Below are 22,083 nucleotides of genomic sequence, written 5' to 3'. Positions count from 1 at the left end.
TTATGTCGGATTTATTTACTGCCATACTTGAACACTTGTTTATCACAGCGGCAGGAGTTGCACTGGCCACAGCAGCCGGACTGCTTATTGGCATATTCATTTCCAAAAAAACCGGAATAGCAAACCTGGTTTTAACTGTGGCCGATATCATTCAGACCATACCGACACTTGCCCTGCTTGCACTGCTGATGGTTATTTTCGGATTGGGAAATACAACGGTGATCATAGGACTATGCCTGTATTCCCTTTTACCTGTTATAAGAAATACATTTACAGGCATTACCGGCATCTCACCCTCAATAAGAGAAGCTTCCAGAGGCATGGGCATGTCCCAGCTTCAGTCCCTGGTAATGGTTGAAATTCCGCTGGCCATACCAATGATTCTCTCAGGTATCCGGATAGCTTTTGTAACTGCACTGGGTACAGCCGTCATAGGAGTGCTGATCGGTTCTGGAGGGCTGGGGTACGTCATATACAGCGGAATCCAGTCTCAGGACTGGAGCATGATAATTAAGGGCACAATACCCGTAGTTCTATTATCGCTGCTTGCGCAATTTTTATTTAATAAATTTCAAAGGGTAAAAAAAGGAGGTAACTAAATGTATAAGAGGTTAATAGCACTTGCAACTGCCATAGTCCTGGCCGCAGCCGTATTTACGGGCTGCGGCTCGGGCAAAAAGGTGGTCATAGGCTCAAAGGACTTTACCGAAAATAAGATTCTCGCTGAAATAATGGCCCAGCTTATTGAGAGCAATACCGATATCAAAGTGGAAAGAAAGATCAATATGGGAGGTACCTTTGTTTGCTTCGAGGCCATGAAAAAAGGTCAGATAGATATTTATCCCGAATATACGGGTACGGGGCTGACAGCTCAGCTTAAGCTTCCTGTGGAAACGGATTCCGATAAGGTTTATGACACCGTGAGCACTGAGTTTTCAAAGCAGTTTCATATAAAATGGCTCAAACCCGTGGGTTTCAACAATACTTACGCATTAGCCGTCCCCCAGGAGCTGGCCGAGAAAAATAAAATTGAATCCATCAGTGATCTTAAGAATATCTCCGGGGATTTGGTTTTTGGTGCCGAGCATGAATTCTTTAACCGCGAAGACGGCTTTGACGGACTTGTTAAAATCTATGACCTGACTTTTAAGAGTACGGCAAAAATGGACGTTTCTCTGAAATACCAGGCTGTCGGCCAGGGAAAAATGGACGTGACAGATGCCTTTACCACCGACGGTCAGCTAAAAGCCTTGAATTTAAAGGTTCTGAAGGACGATAAAAACTTTTTCCCTCCGTACTATGCAGCACCCATAGTCAGAGAAGACATTCTTGAAAGTTATCCCCAACTGGAGGAAGTTTTAAACAAACTTGCCGGCAAAATTGATGATGCTGCAATGCAAAGTCTGAATTATAAAGTGGACAATGAAAAACAGTCCATTGAAAAAGTTGCCAAAGACTTTCTAAATCAATTACAATAGGCTGAAAGCGAAAGTTTCAACCGCAATTGACTTTATGATAGTGGAATCAAATGACATACAACCTAAAATCCTAAAATTGGGAAAGCCGCTCACCGCTTAATGTGGTAAGCGGTTTTTCTTTTCAATAAATTCAATAATCAACTAAATCCAAATATTACATTTACCTTTTTCTGAATTTTTAAGACTTTTTACAGAATAATAAAGGTGTTGAGGATATAAAAAATTTTGCAATTTGTCGGAGGAATATATGACAGTAGCATCACAGGTAAAGCAAACCCTGGCAGGAATGAAAGGTGTTCAGGGCTCACTGAGGGTATATTCGGCCCAAACCCGGGACGAAGAATCCAGGAAAGCCTTTAACGAGGCTCTCACGGTCACCAAAGAGGTAATAATTGATCTGGAGGACAGAATCCGTGAACTTGAGTTTGAAGAACCCCAGTATAAGAAATAACAGATTTTAAAATTACGGCTCATGGAGGTTAAATATGCAGATGTGGCTTGAAATATTATTGCGAACAATATCTATGTTTATCCTGACACTTGTATTGGTAAGATTGATGGGAAAACGGAATATCTCCCGTATGACACCGTTCAATCTGGTAAGCTACGTAGTAATCGCGATAATAGCAGCCTTAATCTCTGTGAATGTAATCACCAATATTGCTTTTGGAGTCATTTCACTGGCAGTTTGGGCTCTGGTGCCGGTTGTACTTGACCTGTTGTCTTTAAAGAGCAAATGGCTGCATGATTTAATTTCAGGCAGGGAAACAGTACTTATAAAGCATGGCAAGATCATGGAGGACAACCTTCATCAGCTGAAGCTCACCGGGGAGGAACTGCTGAGGGAACTGCGGCATAAGGATATCTTCAGTTTTTCCGATGTGGAATTTGCAGTTATGGAAACAACCGGTGAAATAAATGTCTTTCCCAAGTCCGACAAAAAGCCTGTAACCGCCCATGACCTTAACAGGAAGGTCTCTCCGCTGACCGAACCGCAAACTGTTATTCTCGACGGAAATATTTTAAATGAACCTTTGGCGTCCCTTGGCTTAAACAGGGAATGGCTCAGATTGCAGCTTGAAAATACGGGAGTATCTCTTGACAATGTTTTCATCGGCCAGGTGGATTCCTTCGGCGATCTGTACCTGGATCTGTTTGATGACTCAATAGTGCTTCCCCAGCCCAGGGTAAGGGAAATGATTTACGCAAATATTGAAAAGTGCCATGCGAGCCTTATGACTTTTGCATTGGAAACAAAAAACAAGGACGCCAAATCCATGTATATACGAAATGCCAAAAAACTGCGCCAGCTGCTGGAAAAATTGGAACCGTACCTGTTGCGCTAAAACGGATACGGCCAATTAACCTCCTTTATTCGCCGTATAGCGGATGAGGAGCGAAGAGATTTCATTACAGTTTTGTGGCCGCTCTTGCGGCTCAAAGCCATAATATGGCTTAAGGAGGTTGATATGTCAAACAAAAAGAGGAAGAACTTAAGTCCCGTACAACAGCAATATCAAGATTTCGCAAAAGCAAGAGAACCCAAAATACCAATATACAAAAACTGCCTGAAGGCGTTTCTGGTAGGTGGGATTATCTGTACCATAGGACAGTGCCTGAACTGGTTCTTTATGACCTTCTTCAATTTTAATGAAAAGACTGCAGGCAATCCGACAGTAGCGGTTTTGATTTTTATATCGATTTTACTTACAGGTCTGGGAGTTTATGACCACATCTCCCAGTGGGCCGGTGCAGGAACCGCCGTTCCGGTTACAGGCTTTGCAAATACCATTGCTTCGGCTGCCATAGAGCATAAAAGCGAAGGCTTTGTACTGGGCGTTGGCGGAAATATGTTCAAAATTGCAGGACCTGTCATAGTATACGGAGTATTTTCAGCCTTTGTGGTAGCTATGGTAAACGTAATTATTAAATGGTTAGGTGGGATGTAAATGCTTAAAGGACATCAAACCTGGGTTTTTGAATCAAATCCGGTCATATTGGCATCAGCTGCCGTAGGAGGTCCCTTTGAAGCCCAGGGGGCCCTGGCAAAAGACTTTGATATACTTCATGACGACCTGTGTCTTGGTCAGGAGAGCTTTGAAAAAGCAGAAAAAAAGCTCATGGAGCAGGCTTGTGAAACAGCCATAAAAAAAGCCGGATTAAAGAAAGAGGATGTCCAGTTTTTTATGGGCGGAGATTTGATAAATCAAATAATATCCAGCAGTTTTACGGCACGCACGCTGGGAATTCCTTTTCTGGGCCTTTACGGTGCGTGCTCCAGTTCCATGGAGGGCCTTGCCCTGGCTTCAATGATGGTGGACAGCAAGTTTGCACTGAATGCCCTGGCGGCAACCTCCAGCCACAATGCGGCCTCTGAAAAGCAATACAGATACCCTACCGAATACGGCGCCCAAAAACCTCCATATGCACAATGGACTGTTACAGGAGCAGGTGCGGCAGTTGTCTCACAAAAAGGCAAAGGACCCCATGTAAAAGCTGCTACCATAGGCCGGGTGGTTGATATGGGCCTCTCCGACCCCTTCAATATGGGAGCGGCAATGGCACCGGCAGCAGTGGATACCATTGAAGCACATTTCAGGGATCTGGACATTGATGCCTCACATTATGATTTGATTGCCACAGGTGATCTGGGCAGGGTGGGCCATGAAATAGCGGCCGACCTTCTGAAAAAACACGGAATCCACATTCCTGAGAAGAAGTTCACAGACTGCGGTATCCTCATATACAAGGAGGACCAGCCGGTTTTTTCAGGCGGCAGCGGATGTGCCTGTGCCGCCACCACCACTTACGGACACTTTATGAGCCGGATGAAAAGGGGCGAACTGAAAAAAATACTGGTTGTTGCCACCGGGGCTCTGCTCTCCCCCATGTCCTACCAACAGAAGGAAACAATACCCTGTATTGCCCACGGGGTAGCCATTGAGATGCACTAGTTATACAGCCAACTATAAGGAGATTGATGAGCTTGGAAAAATTTATCTGGTCATTTATTATCGGAGGATTGATATGCGTAATAGGACAAATCCTGATGGACGGGTTTAAACTGACCCCGGCACATACAATGTGTACCCTTGTTGTATCAGGAGCCATATTGGGCGGACTTGGCTGGTATGATCCGCTTGTCAAATTTGCCGGCGCAGGAGCGACGGTTCCCATATGCAGTTTCGGCAACCAGCTTGTAAAAGGCGCACTGCAGGAAGCCGAGACTACAGGAATTATCGGGGTATTGACAGGAATTTTCGAAGTAACCAGTGCGGGTATATCCGCTGCTATCATATTCGGATTTCTGGCAGCATTAATATTCAGACCTAAAGGTTAGCTTGAACAACTTCGCTGATGGCCGTTTGTTTTCCAAACTAACCTGTGAATTTATGTCCGTCTGTTGAAGGGAGGTGATCCGTATGACTGTAGGAACTCAAATGTTAAAAGCAATAGCTACGGTAGAAAGTGCATCTGCAACAATGAAAAGTTTTGCACTGGAAACCGAGGACGAGCAAGCCAAGAAAACTTTTCAGCAGCTTGCCTGCACTTTTGACGACGCACTTCAAACCCTGAAAGGAAGAGAGGAATATATCCAACAGCAGGAACCCCAGTACAAACAGCAGTAAGATCAGAGCCTGCACCTGTGCAGACCCTGAAAGGGCTGTTGTACAAACATGGTTGCTTCAATATATTCCATCCTGACAGTGCGCGAGTACAACTTCAATAAATGGCAATAGCTCTATAAAAGTACAAGCCTGAATTTGCAGGTGAAACACAAGTAGTTTTTGCTGGCAAACCGGCAGGATGCCGGTTTGAGCAGCAACCCGAAACAGGATGTTGAGTGTTCTGCGACAGCAAAAACACTTGTGTTGAACCGCATCAAATTCAAGCTTGTACTTTGTGAGCATTCCATTTATTGAAGGTTAGTACGGGAGCACTATTACATAGCCTCCATATAGGTTTCATTTGTTTCATTTTTTAAGAGTCTCTTTTTTCAAATGCACAAAAGTGTCTGCGATACGATATCTGAGAATATTTCCATTCCCTCTGTTTGTGCAACATGAATCACCCCGGAAAACTGCCCGCTTTGAGGTAAAAGCTCTATCATCAGGTTTTCCCTGCCAAGTATTTTTTCAGGGTTAAAAATAACATCCTTATTTCCGTCAAATAAAGCCACATAAAAAATGCCCGCTTCCACAAGGTCCTGGAAAAAGTGACTTCCATATGACAGTTCTGGCATCAGCCCTGCCTGTTTGGCAGCCACTTCACATATGACCGACATATTGCACAGCTCTGTAAAATGCACGGGTACTCCGAGAGAAGGTGTTGTGCTTCCCCATCTCCCCGGGCCCATCAGCATCACATTTCTGCCTGCAAGTTCCCTGTTCAGCTGCCCCACCTGCCTGGCAATGGAATATTTGTCCTGCTCATTTAATTCAAGATATTCCCGGGCTTTGATAAAAACAACGTAATCGATGGGCAGCCTTACATTACCGCCCATAAAATTCCCCCTGCTGTAAAACAGGCAAGCCCTTTCATCCTCCAGTTCCGGTATGTCAACTGATTTTCCCAGGCCTCTGGTCTGCAGCGGACGACACTGCAGAAGATTTATCTTGAACCGGTTATCCTTTGTAAAATTTGCAGTGTATTCAATGTCTACCGGATAATCGTAAACCTTGGACAGCAAAGCCAGCATATCCTTCATTACGGAATGGAATTCCGACCGGGCAAATAATTTTTTGTAGTCTAAAATATGCTGTAATTTTGTATGGGTGTATCCCAGTTCCCGAAGACGTGCGGCATTTTGATAGTCAGGACTTGCAAAAAGCTCCCTGTCCACCTTTATATTTCCGGACAGTATATCCTCCAGCGTTTTTACAACAAGCACATTTTCCTTAAGTGACAGAACGTCAACACTGTGCTGTGAGAATTTTTTTTGATCTTCAATATTCATGGGAGGAAGGCGCTGCGGGTTGTCAAGACACACAATCCTGGGATAATCCCCTTCAGTCCTGTCCACCGCCCTGGTTCCGAGACCGAATACCAGCCGCAGCATGCCGGCATCCATATCTATATTTTGATCCCATACATACAGATTCGAAGAGTTCCCCACTCCGGCAATATGCGGAAAGAAGTTCTCACCGTATTGGTCACCCGAAACGCGCTGAACCAGTATGGCCATCTGTTCATCGCGTTCGGACAGTCCCCTGTTCATTCTATAGGCAAGGGCATCCTCATTCATTGTACTGGCATAAACTGTGCGGATAGCCTCTTCAAAAGCTTCGTAACGCTCCTCCGGAGTACCCTGATTTACACAGAATACACTTTCATATTTACCCGCAAAGGCATTTCCGAAATTATCCTCCAGCAGCGAACTGGAACGTACTATAATTGGTGATTGTCCAAAGTACTCCAGCATTTGAATAAACTGCTCCTGAATGTTTTTAGGGAATTTTCCGCGGAGCAGTTTGTCTTTCAGTTCGGGGGCGTACTTGTAATAGCCTTCTCCGGCTTTTTGTTTTGTTCGCAGTCTCCACCAGCCATTTTGCACAATATAGGTGTAAAATACATCCGAGCCTATATAATAGGAATCGTGAGGTTCCACATAGGCAGTAAACCTGCCGTTTCCTTCCTTTTCGAGAATTTTTCTCGCTAAAAGCATACCCACACTTTTTCCGCCTATAAAGCCCGTACCTACTTCTCTGGAGGCAATTAAAAGTATATCCTGCAAAGTAAAATATCTGTTGCACAAATCGAACATTCTTGATTCATTGCCGATAAGCATAAACATAAGGAGCTTTTTAGCCTCCTCCTGCTCCTGGTGCGGCTGTTTAAGCACATCCTTCGCCCTGTTGAAAATGATATTCCAATGATCCGGCCTGTCCTCTCCACGGTTGATGCTCGAAAACAGTTCGGCGGCTTCAGTACTGGCGGTGATGCTCACAGCTTCCTGACCTGCTATCAGGTGAGGGAAAAACATGGTTGGAGAGTAGCGCTGCCACACCTTCAGCGGGTGGATATAGAATTTATTGTTTACCTGATATAAGTCCAGCAGGAGCTGGGTTGTTTCCCGGATACCGGCAATAGTACTGTAGGTATGGTAATTTCGCATAATTGCAAAATAGGCCACCGTATCCAGTTCATATAAATAAGGGCAGGTCACCTTGAAAAAATTGCCTATCATCAAATCCGAATACCAGTGTTTTAAAAGGTCGGTAAGGCAGTCAAAAACATAAAATACCTTTTTCCCCTCGTTCCTGATGAGGTTATGTACTTCGGTTGCAAAACTTTCAAAGCCTTTGCTTGAGTCAATAAAATAAATCTTTACCCCTGAACTCTCCTCAAACAATTGTTCATGGGTGCCGAAGCGGATGTAAACCAGCCTTCTGTTATCCGACCGGGCTTGAGCAGCAAATGGATCGACAAGTTTCTTATAGTCTGATACCGAGTCTACCTGCCATACAACATTATCACCCAATCTAAGATGGTCAATTATCTGGTCGAATCCTTTCAGTCCCGTACCTACCCTGTCATTAATACCCATATTAACCTCCATGAGCCGCATAGCGGCCACAAAACTGTAATGAAAACCTATATCCTTTATCGCAATGTGGCGAATAAAGGAGGTTAATTGGCCATGTTATTGTCTTAACTTGCCCGGATTTTCAATTACTTTTACTTCATCCTTAATTCCAACAATAATTCTGTCACACATATTTAAAAACAAACCTGTTTCCAGTACACCCGGTATGGCTTTTAATTGCTCCGAAACATATTTAATATCAAAACCCTTTCCAATGTGCAAATCCACAATATAATTATGGTTATCCGTCAGGAAAGGACCATCTGATTTTAACCTTAAAACAGGACTTAACGAAAGTAACTCCAATTTTCTTAAAATATGATTATAACCATATGTAAGTATCTCTACAGGCAGCGGAAATGTTCCTATAGCATCAACTACTTTACTTGAGTCCATAATCCAAATAACCCTGTCTGCAAGAGCTGCGACCATTTTTTCTCTGAATAAAGCCCCTCCTCCGCCTTTTATCGCATTAAATCCGCCGTCTATTTCATCGACTCCATCAATAGCCAAATCTATTCTTTCAACTTCATCAATAGACACCAGGGGAATATTAAATCCGGAAGCAATATTGGCTGTGCTTAGTGAGGTAGCAACGGCTTTAATATTTAATCCATGCTTGACAAGTTCCCCCACTCTTTCAATTACATAGTATGCAGTTGAACCAGTGCCCAGACCGACTGTCATATTATCTTCAATGTATTCGGCAGCCTTGATTGCTGCATTTTTCTTTTCTGTCATGAAAAACCTCCCAACATAGTATGCTTGAGAATGGCTGTATGCTATAAGCTCCTTAATGCATCTATGGGATTGAGCCTGCTTGCCTTTCTGGCCGGCATATACCCGAAAACTATACCTACCGCACCTGAGAAGCCGACTGCAAGCAGTATGGTATATGCCGATATCGAAAATATTATTCCTATGACCACAGCCGTAATATAAGCCAGTAAGCCACCTGCTATCAAACCGATCAGGCCTCCCATAAGAGAAAGAAAAATGGATTCAATTAAAAATTGCAGCTGAATCCTGTTGGGTGTTGCCCCCAGGGCTTTCCTGAGACCTATTTCGGTAGTTCTTTCCGTTATGGATACCAGCATCATGTTCATGATTCCAATCCCCCCCACAACAAGGGATATGGCTGCAATCCCCGCCAGCAGCATGGACATGATGGACATCATCTCCTGAAAGGATTCTATCATATCTCCCATGTTGAATACTGTGTAGGCATCCTCCCTGTAATTGAAGGCCTGACTCAGTACGCCTTTTATGTCTATTACCGTCTTATCGGCCATATTTGTATCCTTCAGATAAACATCCAGACTTGATATGCTTTTTATTCCCAGGCTTCTCAGAGCAGTGGTATATGGGATAATAACAGTCTCATTACTGGAATTCATGCTGAAACCGCTCGAGGAAGCGAGAGTTCCTATAACCTTATAAGCCGTGCCGTTTACAATCAGCTCTTTTCCGATGGGATTCACCCCATAAAATAAATCTCTGACTATATCACTTCCTACCACGGCCACCCGGTTTTTACTCTCAATGTCCAGGGGGGTGATTGCTCTTCCTGACTTTAACAAGCTTGCATCGGTTTTAAAAAACACCTCATTCTTTCCCTGGACGGCAACTTTTTCTTTTATGTCTCCATTATATACTATTGAGGTTCTTAGAGCTATTGTGGGAGATACACCGCTGATATTGCCCAATTGCGAAATTGTTTCCATATCGTCACCGGTGAGGCCTGACTTCAGGGGAGTCCCGGTTATGTTGACCATTATTTTGTTTACTCCAAGCGAATTCACTTCACTGCTGATACTTGCGGTTGCCCCCTGCACTATTGTAATAAGTGCAATAATGGATGCCACACCGATAACAATACCAAGCATTGTCAGAATTGATCTGAGTTTGTTTTTGATTATATTTTCCCAGGACATTCTAATGCTTTCCCAGAGCATATTAGCCTCCATGAGCCGCATTGCGGCCACAAAATGTAATGAAATTTGTTTATTCCCTACTTGCCAGCTGCTGTGTCTGCCTCGGTAAGATACCCGTCCAGAATATTGACGACTCTTTTGGCACGCTGTGCTATGCCGGTATCATGAGTGATCATTATTATTGTCTTTCCGTCCCTGTTTATCTCTTCAAACAACTCCATAACCTGGACACCGGTTTTTTGATCAAGAGCCCCAGTGGGCTCATCGGCCAGAAGTATGGTGGGTTGGGTAACAAGTGCCCTGGCAATGGCAACACGCTGCTGCTGTCCCCCCGAAAGCTGGTTTGGCAGATTTCCCATTTTATCACCCAGACCCACCCGGACAAGTATGTCTTCTGACAGCTTTTGCCTCCGGGAGCGGGACAGTCCGGAATAAATCAGCGGCAGCTCAACGTTTTGAAGTGCCGTCATTCTGGGCAGCAGATGAAAGCTTTGAAATACAAAACCTATCTCCTTGTTTCTGACCTTTGCCAGTTCAATTTCATTCAGCTGATTTATGTCGTTTCCCGAGAGATGATAGGTTCCTGAGGTAGGCACATCCAAACACCCTATAATATTCATCATGGTGGATTTTCCCGAACCCGATGGCCCCAGTATGGACAGGAATTCTCCCGGCTCTACCGACATATTTACATTATGGAGTACTTCAAGCTCCTCCGATCCCATAATGTAGCTTTTACAAATATTTTTCATACTGAGTATTTCAGCCATTATCGGAGCCTCCGCCGGCCGCGCCGTTTGTTCTTTGGCCTCCCAGCCTCATGCCCGGGATTTTATCCGGATTGGTATAAAGAACTGTCTCCCCATTGGCAACTCCCTTTTTTACTTCAACTATGGTTCCATTATTAATTCCTGTCTCTATATCGGTTCTTACCGGCCTTCCACTTGGATCCTCCTTCAACACATAAGGAGTATTATTGTCATCAAACCGGACAACCGACATGGGAATTGTCACCACTTCCTTGACAGTATTGTCCGCAAGTCTGACCTCGGCCGACATACCTGCCTTCAGCGCCGTATCCTCACCCAAATCTATGACAGCGGTAAAATAGGTCACCCCGTTTGCTACGACACCCTCCTTTGATATACTGCCGATTTTGCCTTTGATCTCTTTATTTAAAGCACCTATTTTTACTGCGGCTTCCTTACCTTCCTTAAGGGATCCTATATCATATTCGTCAACCTTTACACTTATTTTCAGATCGCTGTAGTCTACCACTTCCATCAGCTTGGCACCGGCCATAACCATTGCATTCTCCTCAACACTTATACCGGAGACTTCGCCGTCAATATCCGCCGTAAGCTTGCCGCCTATTGAAGTTTCAGCCAGAATATCACCTTTTTTCACCTTATCCCCATCTTTGACACGTAAATCAGTGATCTGCATAACCATGTCGGCTATTATGATCTGCCGGTGCCTGACCTCAATATTGCCTGTAAATGAGTGGTAGGTTGTTATATCACTTGATTCCGCCTTTACTCTCTCATATACCTCTGAATCCCTTTTTAATAAGAAAAAGGTTACGGTACCTGCCAGCAAAAGCACTATAATAACAAAGGCAATCCATTTTCCGGGCCGGGACTTCTTTTTGGGCAGCATTGCAAGTTTTCCTCCTGTAAACAATTTGTTTTTATGTAAAATCTATTAGCTGCATTGGTGCTCAGCATTTTTATAAATAATAAAGAGCATCAGCAACCATTATGGTAAGATGCTCTTAGTTATTTATAATTTCTAAAATACCGATAAAATATACAAGAATTATATAAAACAATTTTTAGCCTTTGTGCACTTACTGCTGCTCAATCAGCAATTCACAGTAAAGTAAAACCTGACCCCGTCAGGTATGTTTTCCACCCCGTAGTCACTGCCGTGCAGCTCCAGGATATTTTTTACAATGGACAGCCCCAGGCCGGTTCCTCCCGCTTTTCTTCCTCTTGACTTCTCAGCTCTGTAAAACCTTTCCCAGATTTTTTGAATATCCTCTTCTGCTATTTGTTCTCCGCTGTTTTCAATAATTACCCGGAGCCTGTCATCTCTTTTTTCAGTTAAAACTCTTATTTCCCCATTGGTTCCGGTGTGTCTGACGGCATTGCTCAACATATTTGTTACAACCTGTTCCATCCTTCTTCTGTCTGCCCTAACCCGGATGTCCCTGTCTTCATGCCGGAAAATCAAGGATATATTCTTTTCTGCCATATTTTTATCCAGCCTGCTCCCAATCTCATCAATAAGCTGGGCCATGACAAAATTCTCAATATTCAGATCATAAGCTTTGGATTCAAGCCTTGCAAGGTCCAACAGATCCATGACCAGTTCATCCATTTTTTCTACTTCATCCAGTATTACATCTATATAATGTTCCTTTTTCTCTTCCGCAATATTATCCTTGAAGCCCTCTGCGAAACCTTTTATAATGCCCAGCGGAGTTTTGAATTCGTGTGAAACACTTGAAACGAACTCCTTTCTCATGTTTTCCAGGCTTCTCTCTTTTTCAATATCAAGCTTAAGCTGCTCATTTGCAGATTTTAAATCTTCCAGACTCAGGCTGAGATTTCTCGAAAGCCGGTTCAGACTCAAGGCCAGATTCCCAAGTTCATCCTTTGACTTCACACGGCATTCCTCCGAAAAATCCAGATCTGCCATCTTGCTTGCAACAGTATTCATTTTAAGCAGCGGCTTTGAAATGCTCCGTGAAAAAACAAAGGCCATAACCAGCATAAGTAATATAACTACTGCAAATACATATCCGTAATAGGACTTCATGGCTTCGACCGCTTCATCCACAGGCTGCAATGAGGAAATGGCAAACACATATTCCAAAACCTGATTATTTTTTATGACGGGTTTTACATATGCAATATTATCCATGCCGTTATTGGTGTCAGTGTAATGAAAACTGGTTGTTTTACCCGGTTCCATACTGATTTTCCTAACCATCAGCAATTGGTTCCAATAATCTATTGAGGACCATAGCAGTCCATTGTTGTAACTGGCCATTTGCTGGATTTGATCCGGCAGATTCAGTGCGGTAATTTTCCCCCTGACTTTGTCAGGGTTGATTGCCTCCACCTCTATGTTTTTAACAGCAGCTGCAACACCTGCCGATGCTTCGGCAGGTGTTGCCAAAGTACCTGCTTCAGTAAATTTTTCAGTCCTTAGTACTCTATTCTCCACAGCTATGGAATCACTGCTCAGGGTCACCGCACTGGCCGCTATAAGCCTGATATTGGAGTTCTCCCAGGATTTGCCGTCCTTTTTAATGCCTGAAACAGATAATAACTTATCGTTGTTAAAATACCCGTCCACCTCTATCTCCGAGCCAACAGCCAGCTCCAGTTTCTGAAAATCCTCCAGAAATGCGATGTTATCCAGGGGAATGCTCAAATTTTTGTTATCGGAAGTCTCCAGTGAAATAGAAAAGGACGGCATATACTTTGCCCTTCCGTCCTTGTCCAGAATAGCCAGCCGGGCATTATTTCTTCCGGTGAATTCATTGATTTTCTGAGTTATTGCCTTACTGTCCCAATTTTCATTCACATATGTATTGCCAAAGCTGTCCAGAGCTTTTTCCAGACTTGAACTCTTCATATGCAAATAAATTTTCCCAAAGAATAACGACTGCCCGGCTATAAATACTCCAAAGCAAACTGTCATAAAAAGTACTGTAATAAAAAATAGTTTTAACACGATGCTTCTTTTCATAGTCTGTTCACCTCAAATTTGTAGCCCATACCAATAACCGTTGAAATACAGCAAGCCTTATTGGTCAGCTTGCTTCTTAATTTTTTGACATGTGTGTCGACAGTCCGCAGATCTCCAAAGTAGTCGAAGCCCCACACCCTTGAAAGTATTACCTCCCGGCTGAGTACGATATCCCTGTTTTCCATAAAGCACAGCAAAAGCTCATATTCCTTGTATGTAAGCTCTATCACTTCATCGTCGATTCTGACAGTACGGGATAATTTATTTACCTCTATACCGTTCAGGCATAATACTCCGTCATTTTTTCCCAGCGTTCCCTCGGCTCTTTTCAACAGTGTTTTTGATTTTGCAACAAGTACCCTGGGACTGAAAGGCTTAGTTACATAATCATCCGCACCCAGTTCATAACCCATCAGTTTATCTTCTTCATCAGCCCGGGCAGTGAGCATGATAATAGGCACATCCGACACTTTTCTGAGTCTTTTGCATACCGACCACCCGTCTATTTCAGGTATCATGATATCCAGAATTATCAGGTCGATCTTATTTACTTCATAAACTTCCAGAGCCTTTTTTCCATCCTCGGTCTGAAGCAGGGTAAAGCCTTCCTTTATAAAATAATCGGCAACGATTTCTCTTATTCTTTCGTCGTCTTCGACCAGGAGTATTTTTTTGTCCATATAAAAATTCCTCACAAATGTAATATATGAATAAACATTGATTTTAACTTCGATTTCGGATGCCAGGCACTTTCCCGTAATAAATAGCTGCCGCCTCACCGGGAACAACTTTAAAGACCCGTGCTTCAATAGTGCGCAAGAACATATCCACCAATGAGAAGCCTGATTAGAAGAGCTTCTCATTGGTGGATAGCGTCGGGAGCACTATTGATTTGCACATATGAGTTAAAGTTGTTCCTTATGATGGCCTGTGCAACCAGATTTTAACCGGGAAAGTACCCGGAAGAGCTTGGTAAATAAATTAGCACAACGCACTGATTTATTCGGCCAACTTAACAGTCTTTCCGTTTGCGGTGATCTCATGGGCTATGAAAACAAGCTTTGCCTCCTTAAGTTCACCCAGTTCCGCTTTTGTACCCGCTTTCAAATCTGTTTCGGAATTAATTATCTTAACAGCTGCTATTGAAGCACTTCCTGTAATTTTTCCAGTTTTTTCAACCGGCTGCCTTTTTACCGATACCTCTGTTCCGTTCTCAATTTCAAGCCCTTTGAACTCATCCATGCTGCCGAATGCCGCCAGCGGAACAGTGTAAACTTTTCCGTCCCCTGTTTTGACAGACATTTCGGATTCATTTATACTTTCCACAGTACCTGAGATTTCCGCAGGCATAATGCTTATTATGCTATAAGCAGCTGCGGCAGTTTTTATATCCAGCTTTACTGTCTTTCCGTTGGCCGATACCTCCGACGGCATAAATACTTTTACACCGTCCACAGGCTCTAATTTCTTTATTTCCGCTTGAGAACCTTCGGCACTGCCCTCAGAGAAAACAATTACATTTCCCGCCTCAAGCTCCTGGCTTACTGCCAGGGACGGCAAAGTCTTGACAGCATTGCCGTCTTTATCCTTCACCTCAGCACTTTCATCCGCCTTGTCTCCCTTTATGGTTAAGGCCGGCCCTGCAGCTGCAGTAAGCATAATTGTTTTGCCCAGTCCCGCCTGCATACTTTTCAGAGAAACCTCCACACCCTTTGCAAGGCCGAGAGCATCAAAGCCCTCCTGTTTCGACAGCAGTCCCAGCGGTACCATATAGGTTTCTCCGTCCTGGGCCTTTACCTTCATATCAGTCTGGGTAATTTCCTCAATCACCCCTGAGATTTCAACCGGTGCAAGCTCCTCCGGTCCGGATGCGGTCATGGCTTTAAACGCCTGAACTCCAGTACCTCCGGCCGTAATTTCCCGGTCTGCAGGCATTGCCTGTGCTATGGCTGTTGAAGATGTTAATGACAATGCAGCCACAAGTGATAAAACTATTGTTTTTTTCATACCTTACTACCTCCGTAAAAAATTAATTTTAAGTTTATAGGCAGATTATATTGGTATGATGTGTACTCGGTGTGTACTCAAAATAAACATTAAGTGAACAATCTTTTAATTGCCGGCCTTTAAAACTGAAAGGTTGGTCTTTTCACTGGCTAAAACCATTATTGCCAGGAGAGCCATAAGATAAAACGGGTACAGCGCAAAGGAAAAAACCTGTGCCAGTAATCCGAACAAGGGCGGCATTAAAGTAGAACCTATATAGGCAAAGGCCATCTGCATTCCCATGAAGGCCTGTGACAATTCTTTTCCAAAGCGGTTGGGAGTTTCGTGCAGAATACAGGGAAAAATAGGAGCACAGCCCACTCCAATAAGAAGGAAGCCAGTGATCAGCAGTGTATTCCCCAATGGAAGCAGGATGCATGCCAGTCCGGCAACGATAATACCCTCTCCCAATCTGATTAAAGTTTTATTACTCAGTTTCATTGTTACAAAACCCGATAAAAACCTTCCGACAGTTATTCCAAAGTAGTACAGTGAAATGAGCTTTGCTGCGGTATCGGGTGATATTCCCCTATTGCCCACCAGGTAGCTGCTCCCCCAAAGTCCCGCAGCAGCCTCCAATGCGCAGTAGCTAAAAAATGTAATGAAGGCAGGCTTTGCTCCCGGGATCCGCAGCATACCCCCAAACCTTCGTGATTCCCCGGCCGTCCCATCGCTTTTTATCTCACTGCCGACTTTTTTCCACAAGGGCAGTGAAATAAAAAGTATTATAACCAAGCAGGCCTGTATTACACCAATTGTCCTGTAACCCATTTTCCAGCCCCCGGCCCCGGTGAGGAAAAAAGACATTATAACGGGACCGGCAGTAGCTCCCACTCCCCAGAAGCAGTGAAGCCAGCTCATGTGACTGGCCTTGTAATGCAATGCCACGAAATTATTGAGTGCGGCATCCACGGAGCCGGCCCCCAGGCCCAGAGGCACTGCTAAAAAGCACAGCCATACAAAGCCTGGTGACAATGAGAAACCAAGCAGGGCAACTGCAGTCATTGTAACACTGACCACTGTGACAGCAGCAGTGCCGAATCTTCTTATGACCTTTTCACTTAAGAAGCTTGAGACAATTGTTCCGGCGGTTATGATAAATGAAAGTATCCCCGCATAGGACACAGGCAGAGCCATATCGGTCCTCATCGCAGGCCACGCCGAGCCCAGCAGCGAGTCGGGCAGACCCAGACTGATAAATGACAGATAAATTATTAAAAGCAGCAATGTGATCATATTAACTCCATCCGATTAAAATCATTTAATTTAATCTGTTGTGCTGATTAATTCAAATTTTGCTTTACCTGTATAATGCTTTATACCAACTGGTACTTCGCACTAACTTCATAAAATAAGGACGCACCCAAAACAATTACAAACATTGTCTCGACTCATTTAAAGCGGTTTTGCCGTCGTCGACAATTTATTGTAATTGTTTTTAACCGTGCATCTTATTTCATGAAGTTGTCCTCGCATACCAGTTGATTAAGATTCAATTATCGGTAAATCAAAATAAAAAATTTCAATCAGCACAACAAGTCAATTTACTAACGCTTTTAATATAATAACACTTTTAATGGCCACACATCCACTCCCCAATAATTACTGAAGTACCTGACTCGGTAAATTGGAGCAAAATGCCCTCACTTTACCTAGAAAAAATAACAATTTAATGATATAATTTAAACATTCTATATAACGAAAGAAGATATCATGGAAAACAGTTTTAATAATTTAGGAATTATACCACCAATATTAAAGGCTCTGGACGAAATGGGCTTTCAAACACCTACCGAGGTGCAGAGCAGGGGCATACCCCATATTTTAAACAAAGAAGACCTCATAGTGATGTCAAAGACCGGCAGCGGAAAGACAGCCGTATTCGGTGTTTCAATGCTTCAGCTGACCGATCCGGCCGCTGCGGTGCCGCAAGGCTTGATTCTCGCACCGGTACGCGAGCTTGCTGTCCAGGTGGACAGCGATATAAAAAAGATGGCAAAGCATCTTTCTCATAAAACTACCGCAGTATACGGCCAGCATAATATGACCACCGAAGTGCAGGCTCTGAAAAAAGGTGTTACAATAGTGACGGGAACACCGGGCAGAGTTTTCGACCATATTCAGCAGGGAAACCTGATTACAAAGAACATCCGCTTCCTCGTACTGGATGAAGCCGACAGAATGCTGGATATGGGATTTCTTGACCAGGTAAAAAGAATAATAAGATCCATCCCGAAGGATAGGGTAACCCTCCTGTTTTCAGCTACAATGCCTCCCGAAATACACAGGATTTGCAGCGAATATATGAAGAATCCAGTCACCATAGAGATTGAATCCCAGACCAAAACCGTGGATTCAATCCAACAGGAATATTACAGGGTACTGCCAAATGAAAAACGTACACAGCTCAACAGACTGCTTTTGGTTGAACAGCCTGAAAGCTGTATGATTTTTTGCAATACAAGAATAGCTGTCGACCATGTCCAGGGCTTTTTAACAAAGCAGGGCTATGCCTCGGAAGCACTGCACGGAGATATTCCCCAGGGGAAAAGAACAAAAACCATCCAGCAGTTCAAGCAAGGTGAATTTCACATACTTGTTGCAACTGATGTTGCTGCAAGAGGTATCCATATTGACAATCTTTCACTGGTAATCAATTATGATGTTCCTGTTGAAAAAGACAGCTATGTACACAGGATCGGCCGTACAGGGAGAGCCGGCAACGGCGGAAAAGCCGTTTCAATGGTCACGAGTGACGATATAATGACACTTTATGAAATAGAGGAACATATCGGCGCCATGATACCTGAAGCCGACCTGCCTTCAGAGGAACTGCTCAACCGGCGCAAAGCCGAGGCGGCAGACTGGCTGGCGGCCAATGCTCTAAAGGAAAAGCCGGCTAAAACGCCCCGTTTGTCCGCCGGAACAGCAGACAAGGGTTCCCGCAGGAGCTCCGGCCAGAGCAGGTCCCCAAAAACAGGTGAAAGGCAGAAGAGCCCGGCTGAAGGTAAACCCCGCAACAACCAAAAAGTGCGTGAAAATAACATCTCCCGCACCAAATCCAAAGATAGCGGAGAAGAAAAGTCACCGGCCAGACATAACAATCCTGCATCAGCTGCTGCTCCCAACAGGCAGAAGATACGCACCGGTCCTGATGCCCGCACCGTTAAAAAGGAAACCGGCAAAGAAGGTTTGGGAGAGGTGAAAGCTAAACCGTCAAATCATAAATCCGGCGTCGAACGGAAGCCTAATTCCGGAAGAGACCGCTTTGACCGCAGGGATTACGTCCGGAGTGCAGGTACTGAAAACGGACAAGCTGTCGGCAAAAATACAGCCGCAGCACCTGCGGCAGTGACTGCAGCCAAAAAGAAACCTTTTCTCAAACGTTTGCTGGCAAGCATACTCGGAAAGTAAACAAACGCCCTTGTTCCGTGATAAATCGGTACAGGGCGTTTAATTTTTTCCCGGCTTGCCTATAATTTTTCAAACTCCATTTTATGAATATTTTCTTTTCCCAGAAGTGCGAAATATATATCGTGTATGACAGTACCTATATTTTCGTTAATAAACTTTTGGGGAAGCTTGCGGGGAAGCACCATCAAATGCATGGGAACGTTCCAGATAGAATATTTTATGTCCGGAACCATGTTGAAACCCGCTCTTCTATAAAATTTCATCCTCTTTTCACGCACGGATATATCCTTCTCATTGAGAGCCTCTTCTACTGTTTCAACCTCCACTATAATACCGTCGGCATTTGAATAGAGCTCCTTTATCTTTTCAAGGAAAGCCGTACCGATTCCGGTTCCCCTGAATTCCTCATACACTGCAAAAAAGCTGATAAGAACAAAGTTATTTTCAGTTCCCCCGGCACATATGGCATAGGCACAATCCCTGCCGTCCTTTACAAAGACCAGACCCTTCTGAATATTATTTTCCAGCTGCACATACAGCTTATCATAAGGCGGGTATTCCCCTTCGGCAAAATCCAGCGTCATACGTTTATAAAAGCCTTTCAGCTCTGTCAAATGCATGTTTCTGATAGCAGCTTCCATTTTTACAATTACCTCTTCTTTCAATTTCATGTTATCTCAATATTAAAGCTCTATTTTTCAAATATGTCAAGGTTGACAGGGATTTGTAATGTCAATAAATACTGCCTTTATCCTTTTTCATAAGCATATTCATTACAACTGCAATCAATGCCGCCATTACCCACAACGCCAGTATAATGAATTTAAGGGTTGTTGACAGGCATGCGAGCTCAGCAAGCAGGTATAACCTCATTGGGTAATGGGTCAATATGGTAATTATCAGTATATTCTCCATTATATCAAAAAATCCTCGCAAATAGGACAGGCTCACCGCATATCGCCATTTACCGTTTATCAACCCCTTGCCTAAGAATATTTTCATAAGCTCAGCCTGAGTCAGTGCAAAACCGGCAATGAAAATAAAGTCATACAATAAGGATCTGAGATAAAATAATCTCCCTTCACTGCCCAGCCGTCCAATGATATGATAAAGCCTGTCAGGATCACAGCCGAACTGCATTTCCGGCAATCCTGCTCCCCCGCTGTACGTTTTGAAACCAGCTTCACCTATATTGAAAAAATCCATGCCAAACAGTGTAAATACACAAACAGTAAATACAGCGATCCTATATATTAATAATTTTTTATTTTTAAATTTCATATAAATACCCCATCATCTAGCCATTGCCTCACATTTTCCCGTTGCTGACATATTCGTTGAAAAATGGCGGAACCCTGTTTGCAGCTGATTCGCCGGAGGTTTTTTCACAAGCTTGATTGAGGATTTTATTGATATCGTATCCTCCTGTTACAGGGATAAAAGTCAGCCTTTTAAAACTCAGCGCCTTCTGAGGACATGAATATACACATCTCAGGCAACAATTACAGGACAGCTTGAATCTGACATCATGTTTTTTTTCATATATATTGCCGGCTGGACAGTTATCTACACACAACCCGCAATGTGTGCATGCTTCACTTACTTTCAAATCCTTTCCCATAAATCTGAAAAGCACTGAAAATACAGGTGCGGCAAGTCCTATACCGAGTTTAAGTCCGAGTCCGGTTTTAAGAACTCTCTTCTGACCGTTTATTACCTCTCCGCACATTGCAGCAACCTTTTTTTGTGTTGCCAGGTAAAGCTGCCTCACAACTGAAGTGTCAAATTTATTAATCCAGTTGCTGCCTATGGAAAACATTCTTTCATGAAAAACCTCATAGCCTTTACGGGTCAGCTTTCTTCTAACAGGATTTGACGCATTGTAATTAACCGGCCCCACTCCGCCTGCAGTACGGAAAATAAACACTCTGGAATTCTCAGCTTCAGGCACTTTGCGTAAAAACTTATGCATGATATTCGGAACACTGTAACCTGTTACCTGACAACCGATCCCGATAAGGCCGTATCTGCCGGGATCAAACTTACAGCTGCCTTTCAATACATCTTCAATTCTTATCAAATCAACCTCATAACCGTTTTTTATGAATTCCTCCCGTATCATTCCGGCAACAAGCTTTGTATTCCCGGTACCTGAAAAATAAAATATCCCGACTGGCTTCATAATTATCACCTCTTTAGCGTTTCCAGCATCAAATCAATTGAATAGGCACTGAAATCCTCAATATCCAGTAAAAAATGTTTTGTAAAGCTCTCACCGGTTGCAGACAGTTGATTCATAAAGCCTGTCAGCATAAAAACCAGGCTGAAGGCGGCTTTGTCAGAGTCCAATCCGGGTTTGATACTTCCGTCGGCCTTGCCTTCATCAATTACTCCGGCTACAGATTTAAACATTAAATTGTTAAACTCAGCAAGCTCATATTTCTTCTTGCTTCCGGCATCAGCTTTCTTTTTAACATGGCCCCAATAGCTGAAGGTACGGAAGGTGTCGGGATTTTCCTTAAAAAACCGGTAGTAACCCCTGCAGGTCTGCTCTATCCGTGTAAACCCGCATTGTTTGTCGTCAACGGCTTGAGCCAGATATGCAAATAGTTTTTTAAAGCCTTTAAGTACAACTGCAAAGTATAAATCCTCCTTGTTTTCAAAATACTGATACAAAGTTCTTTTTGTAAACTGGGCAGCCCTGGCTATTTCATCCATGGAAGCAGCCTCAAAGCCCTTTTCCAGAAACACCTTTTCGGCTGCCGATACTATCTCTTCCTCTCTTAACAGTTTCTCTCTGTCTCTCCTGGTCCTATTCTCCATTGGTAATCCCCTCCATGAGATTTTTATTCGAATAATAAAT

The 22,083-nt window shown here is 43.5% G+C and carries 22 protein-coding genes; 9 read left to right on the top strand and 13 right to left on the bottom strand.

Going from position 1 to position 22,083, the window contains the following annotated elements; translation table 11 throughout:
* The first annotated feature begins 2 nt into the window (after positions 1 to 2).
* From T344_RS0122735 to T344_RS0122700, 8 genes are all read left to right on the top strand, one after another.
* Positions 3 to 599 (top strand): ABC transporter permease, encoded by a 597-nt coding sequence (locus T344_RS0122735; protein WP_027630609.1) that lies wholly within the window; start codon positions 3 to 5, stop codon positions 597 to 599.
* A complete protein-coding gene (locus T344_RS0122730) occupies positions 600 to 1,478 on the top strand; it encodes a glycine betaine ABC transporter substrate-binding protein (RefSeq protein ID WP_027630608.1) in 879 nt (292 codons plus the stop codon).
* A gap of 247 nt (positions 1,479 to 1,725) precedes the next feature.
* Positions 1,726 to 1,929 (top strand): DUF1657 domain-containing protein, encoded by a 204-nt coding sequence (locus T344_RS0122725; protein WP_027630607.1) that lies wholly within the window; start codon positions 1,726 to 1,728, stop codon positions 1,927 to 1,929.
* Positions 1,930 to 1,963: 34 nt separating this feature from the next.
* On the top strand, positions 1,964 to 2,824 hold the full coding sequence (locus T344_RS0122720; protein ID WP_027630606.1) for a DUF421 domain-containing protein: 861 nt from the start codon (positions 1,964 to 1,966) through the stop codon (positions 2,822 to 2,824).
* Between the two features lie 123 nt (positions 2,825 to 2,947).
* Positions 2,948 to 3,427 (top strand): stage V sporulation protein AC, encoded by a 480-nt coding sequence (gene spoVAC / locus T344_RS0122715; RefSeq protein WP_027630605.1) that lies wholly within the window; start codon positions 2,948 to 2,950, stop codon positions 3,425 to 3,427.
* Complete coding sequence (gene spoVAD, locus T344_RS0122710) at positions 3,428 to 4,432, top strand: stage V sporulation protein AD (protein ID WP_027630604.1); 1,005 nt, start codon at positions 3,428 to 3,430, stop codon at positions 4,430 to 4,432.
* Between the two features lie 32 nt (positions 4,433 to 4,464).
* Positions 4,465 to 4,818, top strand: a complete 354-nt coding sequence (gene spoVAE / locus T344_RS0122705) for a stage V sporulation protein AE (RefSeq protein ID WP_004630613.1) — start codon at positions 4,465 to 4,467, stop codon at positions 4,816 to 4,818.
* Positions 4,819 to 4,900: 82 nt separating this feature from the next.
* Complete coding sequence (locus T344_RS0122700) at positions 4,901 to 5,107, top strand: DUF1657 domain-containing protein (protein WP_004630586.1); 207 nt, start codon at positions 4,901 to 4,903, stop codon at positions 5,105 to 5,107.
* A 368-nt stretch (positions 5,108 to 5,475) separates the two neighbouring features.
* On the opposite strand, the gene T344_RS0122690 is transcribed toward T344_RS0122700, so the two are convergent.
* The 9 genes from T344_RS0122690 to T344_RS0122650 all read right to left on the bottom strand — a co-directional run bounded on the left by T344_RS0122690 (position 5,476) and on the right by T344_RS0122650 (position 17,042).
* On the bottom strand, positions 5,476 to 8,025 hold the full coding sequence (locus T344_RS0122690; RefSeq protein WP_027630603.1) for a PEP/pyruvate-binding domain-containing protein: 2,550 nt from the start codon (positions 8,023 to 8,025) through the stop codon (positions 5,476 to 5,478).
* Between the two features lie 96 nt (positions 8,026 to 8,121).
* On the bottom strand, positions 8,122 to 8,805 hold the full coding sequence (rpiA, locus tag T344_RS0122685) for a ribose-5-phosphate isomerase RpiA (protein WP_027630602.1): 684 nt from the start codon (positions 8,803 to 8,805) through the stop codon (positions 8,122 to 8,124).
* A 41-nt stretch (positions 8,806 to 8,846) separates the two neighbouring features.
* Positions 8,847 to 10,019, bottom strand: a complete 1,173-nt coding sequence (locus T344_RS0122680) for an ABC transporter permease (RefSeq protein WP_027630601.1) — start codon at positions 10,017 to 10,019, stop codon at positions 8,847 to 8,849.
* Between the two features lie 56 nt (positions 10,020 to 10,075).
* The gene (locus tag T344_RS0122675) at positions 10,076 to 10,768 is read right to left on the bottom strand and encodes an ABC transporter ATP-binding protein (protein WP_027630600.1); all 693 of its coding nucleotides are present in this window, start codon (positions 10,766 to 10,768) and stop codon (positions 10,076 to 10,078) included.
* Positions 10,761 to 11,657, bottom strand: coding sequence for an efflux RND transporter periplasmic adaptor subunit (locus tag T344_RS0122670; protein ID WP_027630599.1), 897 nt, complete (start codon positions 11,655 to 11,657; stop codon positions 10,761 to 10,763). Before T344_RS0122670 ends, T344_RS0122675 begins: the two co-directional genes overlap by 8 nt.
* A 204-nt stretch (positions 11,658 to 11,861) precedes the next feature.
* Positions 11,862 to 13,760, bottom strand: a complete 1,899-nt coding sequence (locus tag T344_RS29100) for a sensor histidine kinase (RefSeq protein ID WP_051572188.1) — start codon at positions 13,758 to 13,760, stop codon at positions 11,862 to 11,864.
* On the bottom strand, positions 13,757 to 14,440 hold the full coding sequence (locus T344_RS0122660; protein ID WP_027630598.1) for a response regulator transcription factor: 684 nt from the start codon (positions 14,438 to 14,440) through the stop codon (positions 13,757 to 13,759). The genes T344_RS29100 and T344_RS0122660 overlap by 4 nt, the downstream gene beginning before the upstream one ends.
* A gap of 319 nt (positions 14,441 to 14,759) precedes the next feature.
* Positions 14,760 to 15,767, bottom strand: a complete 1,008-nt coding sequence (locus T344_RS0122655; RefSeq protein ID WP_027630597.1) for a hypothetical protein — start codon at positions 15,765 to 15,767, stop codon at positions 14,760 to 14,762.
* A gap of 105 nt (positions 15,768 to 15,872) precedes the next feature.
* Positions 15,873 to 17,042 (bottom strand): MFS transporter, encoded by a 1,170-nt coding sequence (locus tag T344_RS0122650; protein ID WP_027630596.1) that lies wholly within the window; start codon positions 17,040 to 17,042, stop codon positions 15,873 to 15,875.
* 477 nt (positions 17,043 to 17,519) lie between these two features.
* Here T344_RS0122650 and T344_RS0122645 point away from each other — a divergent pair, with 477 nt between their 5' ends.
* Entirely contained in the window at positions 17,520 to 19,220 is a 1,701-nt protein-coding gene (locus T344_RS0122645) for a DEAD/DEAH box helicase (RefSeq protein ID WP_027630595.1), read from the top strand.
* Between the two features lie 59 nt (positions 19,221 to 19,279).
* Here the strand turns inward: T344_RS0122645 and T344_RS0122640 are convergent, their stop codons facing one another.
* From T344_RS0122640 to T344_RS29095, 4 genes are all read right to left on the bottom strand, one after another.
* The gene (locus tag T344_RS0122640; RefSeq protein ID WP_051572186.1) at positions 19,280 to 19,891 is read right to left on the bottom strand and encodes a GNAT family N-acetyltransferase; all 612 of its coding nucleotides are present in this window, start codon (positions 19,889 to 19,891) and stop codon (positions 19,280 to 19,282) included.
* A gap of 61 nt (positions 19,892 to 19,952) precedes the next feature.
* On the bottom strand, positions 19,953 to 20,501 hold the full coding sequence (locus T344_RS0122635; RefSeq protein ID WP_027630593.1) for a hypothetical protein: 549 nt from the start codon (positions 20,499 to 20,501) through the stop codon (positions 19,953 to 19,955).
* Positions 20,502 to 20,529: 28 nt separating this feature from the next.
* On the bottom strand, positions 20,530 to 21,402 hold the full coding sequence (locus T344_RS0122630) for an EFR1 family ferrodoxin (RefSeq protein WP_027630592.1): 873 nt from the start codon (positions 21,400 to 21,402) through the stop codon (positions 20,530 to 20,532).
* A gap of 5 nt (positions 21,403 to 21,407) precedes the next feature.
* The gene (locus T344_RS29095) at positions 21,408 to 22,043 is read right to left on the bottom strand and encodes a TetR/AcrR family transcriptional regulator (RefSeq protein WP_051572184.1); all 636 of its coding nucleotides are present in this window, start codon (positions 22,041 to 22,043) and stop codon (positions 21,408 to 21,410) included.
* Positions 22,044 to 22,083 lie beyond the last annotated feature (40 nt).

It is taken from the genome of Ruminiclostridium cellobioparum DSM 1351 = ATCC 15832 (assembly GCF_000621505.1).
Taxonomy (GTDB): domain Bacteria; phylum Bacillota; class Clostridia; order Acetivibrionales; family DSM-1351; genus Ruminiclostridium; species Ruminiclostridium cellobioparum.
Note: the sequence above shows the minus strand (reverse complement) of the source record. Positions and strands in the feature narration are given on the sequence as shown.

Coding starts and splice junctions, on each gene's coding strand:
- T344_RS0122735 (WP_027630609.1), top strand. CDS start 3: ATGTCGGATTTATTTACTGCCATACTTGAACACTTGTTTATCACAGCG.
- T344_RS0122730 (WP_027630608.1), top strand. CDS start 600: ATGTATAAGAGGTTAATAGCACTTGCAACTGCCATAGTCCTGGCCGCA.
- T344_RS0122725 (WP_027630607.1), top strand. CDS start 1,726: ATGACAGTAGCATCACAGGTAAAGCAAACCCTGGCAGGAATGAAAGGT.
- T344_RS0122720 (WP_027630606.1), top strand. CDS start 1,964: ATGCAGATGTGGCTTGAAATATTATTGCGAACAATATCTATGTTTATC.
- spoVAC (WP_027630605.1), top strand. CDS start 2,948: ATGTCAAACAAAAAGAGGAAGAACTTAAGTCCCGTACAACAGCAATAT.
- spoVAD (WP_027630604.1), top strand. CDS start 3,428: ATGCTTAAAGGACATCAAACCTGGGTTTTTGAATCAAATCCGGTCATA.
- T344_RS0122700 (WP_004630586.1), top strand. CDS start 4,901: ATGACTGTAGGAACTCAAATGTTAAAAGCAATAGCTACGGTAGAAAGT.
- T344_RS0122690 (WP_027630603.1), bottom strand. CDS start 8,025: ATGGGTATTAATGACAGGGTAGGTACGGGACTGAAAGGATTCGACCAG.
- rpiA (WP_027630602.1), bottom strand. CDS start 8,805: ATGACAGAAAAGAAAAATGCAGCAATCAAGGCTGCCGAATACATTGAA.
- T344_RS0122680 (WP_027630601.1), bottom strand. CDS start 10,019: ATGCTCTGGGAAAGCATTAGAATGTCCTGGGAAAATATAATCAAAAAC.
- T344_RS0122675 (WP_027630600.1), bottom strand. CDS start 10,768: ATGGCTGAAATACTCAGTATGAAAAATATTTGTAAAAGCTACATTATG.
- T344_RS0122670 (WP_027630599.1), bottom strand. CDS start 11,657: ATGCTGCCCAAAAAGAAGTCCCGGCCCGGAAAATGGATTGCCTTTGTT.
- T344_RS29100 (WP_051572188.1), bottom strand. CDS start 13,760: ATGAAAAGAAGCATCGTGTTAAAACTATTTTTTATTACAGTACTTTTT.
- T344_RS0122660 (WP_027630598.1), bottom strand. CDS start 14,440: ATGGACAAAAAAATACTCCTGGTCGAAGACGACGAAAGAATAAGAGAA.
- T344_RS0122655 (WP_027630597.1), bottom strand. CDS start 15,767: ATGAAAAAAACAATAGTTTTATCACTTGTGGCTGCATTGTCATTAACA.
- T344_RS0122650 (WP_027630596.1), bottom strand. CDS start 17,042: ATGATCACATTGCTGCTTTTAATAATTTATCTGTCATTTATCAGTCTG.
- T344_RS0122645 (WP_027630595.1), top strand. CDS start 17,520: ATGGAAAACAGTTTTAATAATTTAGGAATTATACCACCAATATTAAAG.
- T344_RS0122640 (WP_051572186.1), bottom strand. CDS start 19,891: ATGAAATTGAAAGAAGAGGTAATTGTAAAAATGGAAGCTGCTATCAGA.
- T344_RS0122635 (WP_027630593.1), bottom strand. CDS start 20,501: ATGAAATTTAAAAATAAAAAATTATTAATATATAGGATCGCTGTATTT.
- T344_RS0122630 (WP_027630592.1), bottom strand. CDS start 21,402: ATGAAGCCAGTCGGGATATTTTATTTTTCAGGTACCGGGAATACAAAG.
- T344_RS29095 (WP_051572184.1), bottom strand. CDS start 22,043: ATGGAGAATAGGACCAGGAGAGACAGAGAGAAACTGTTAAGAGAGGAA.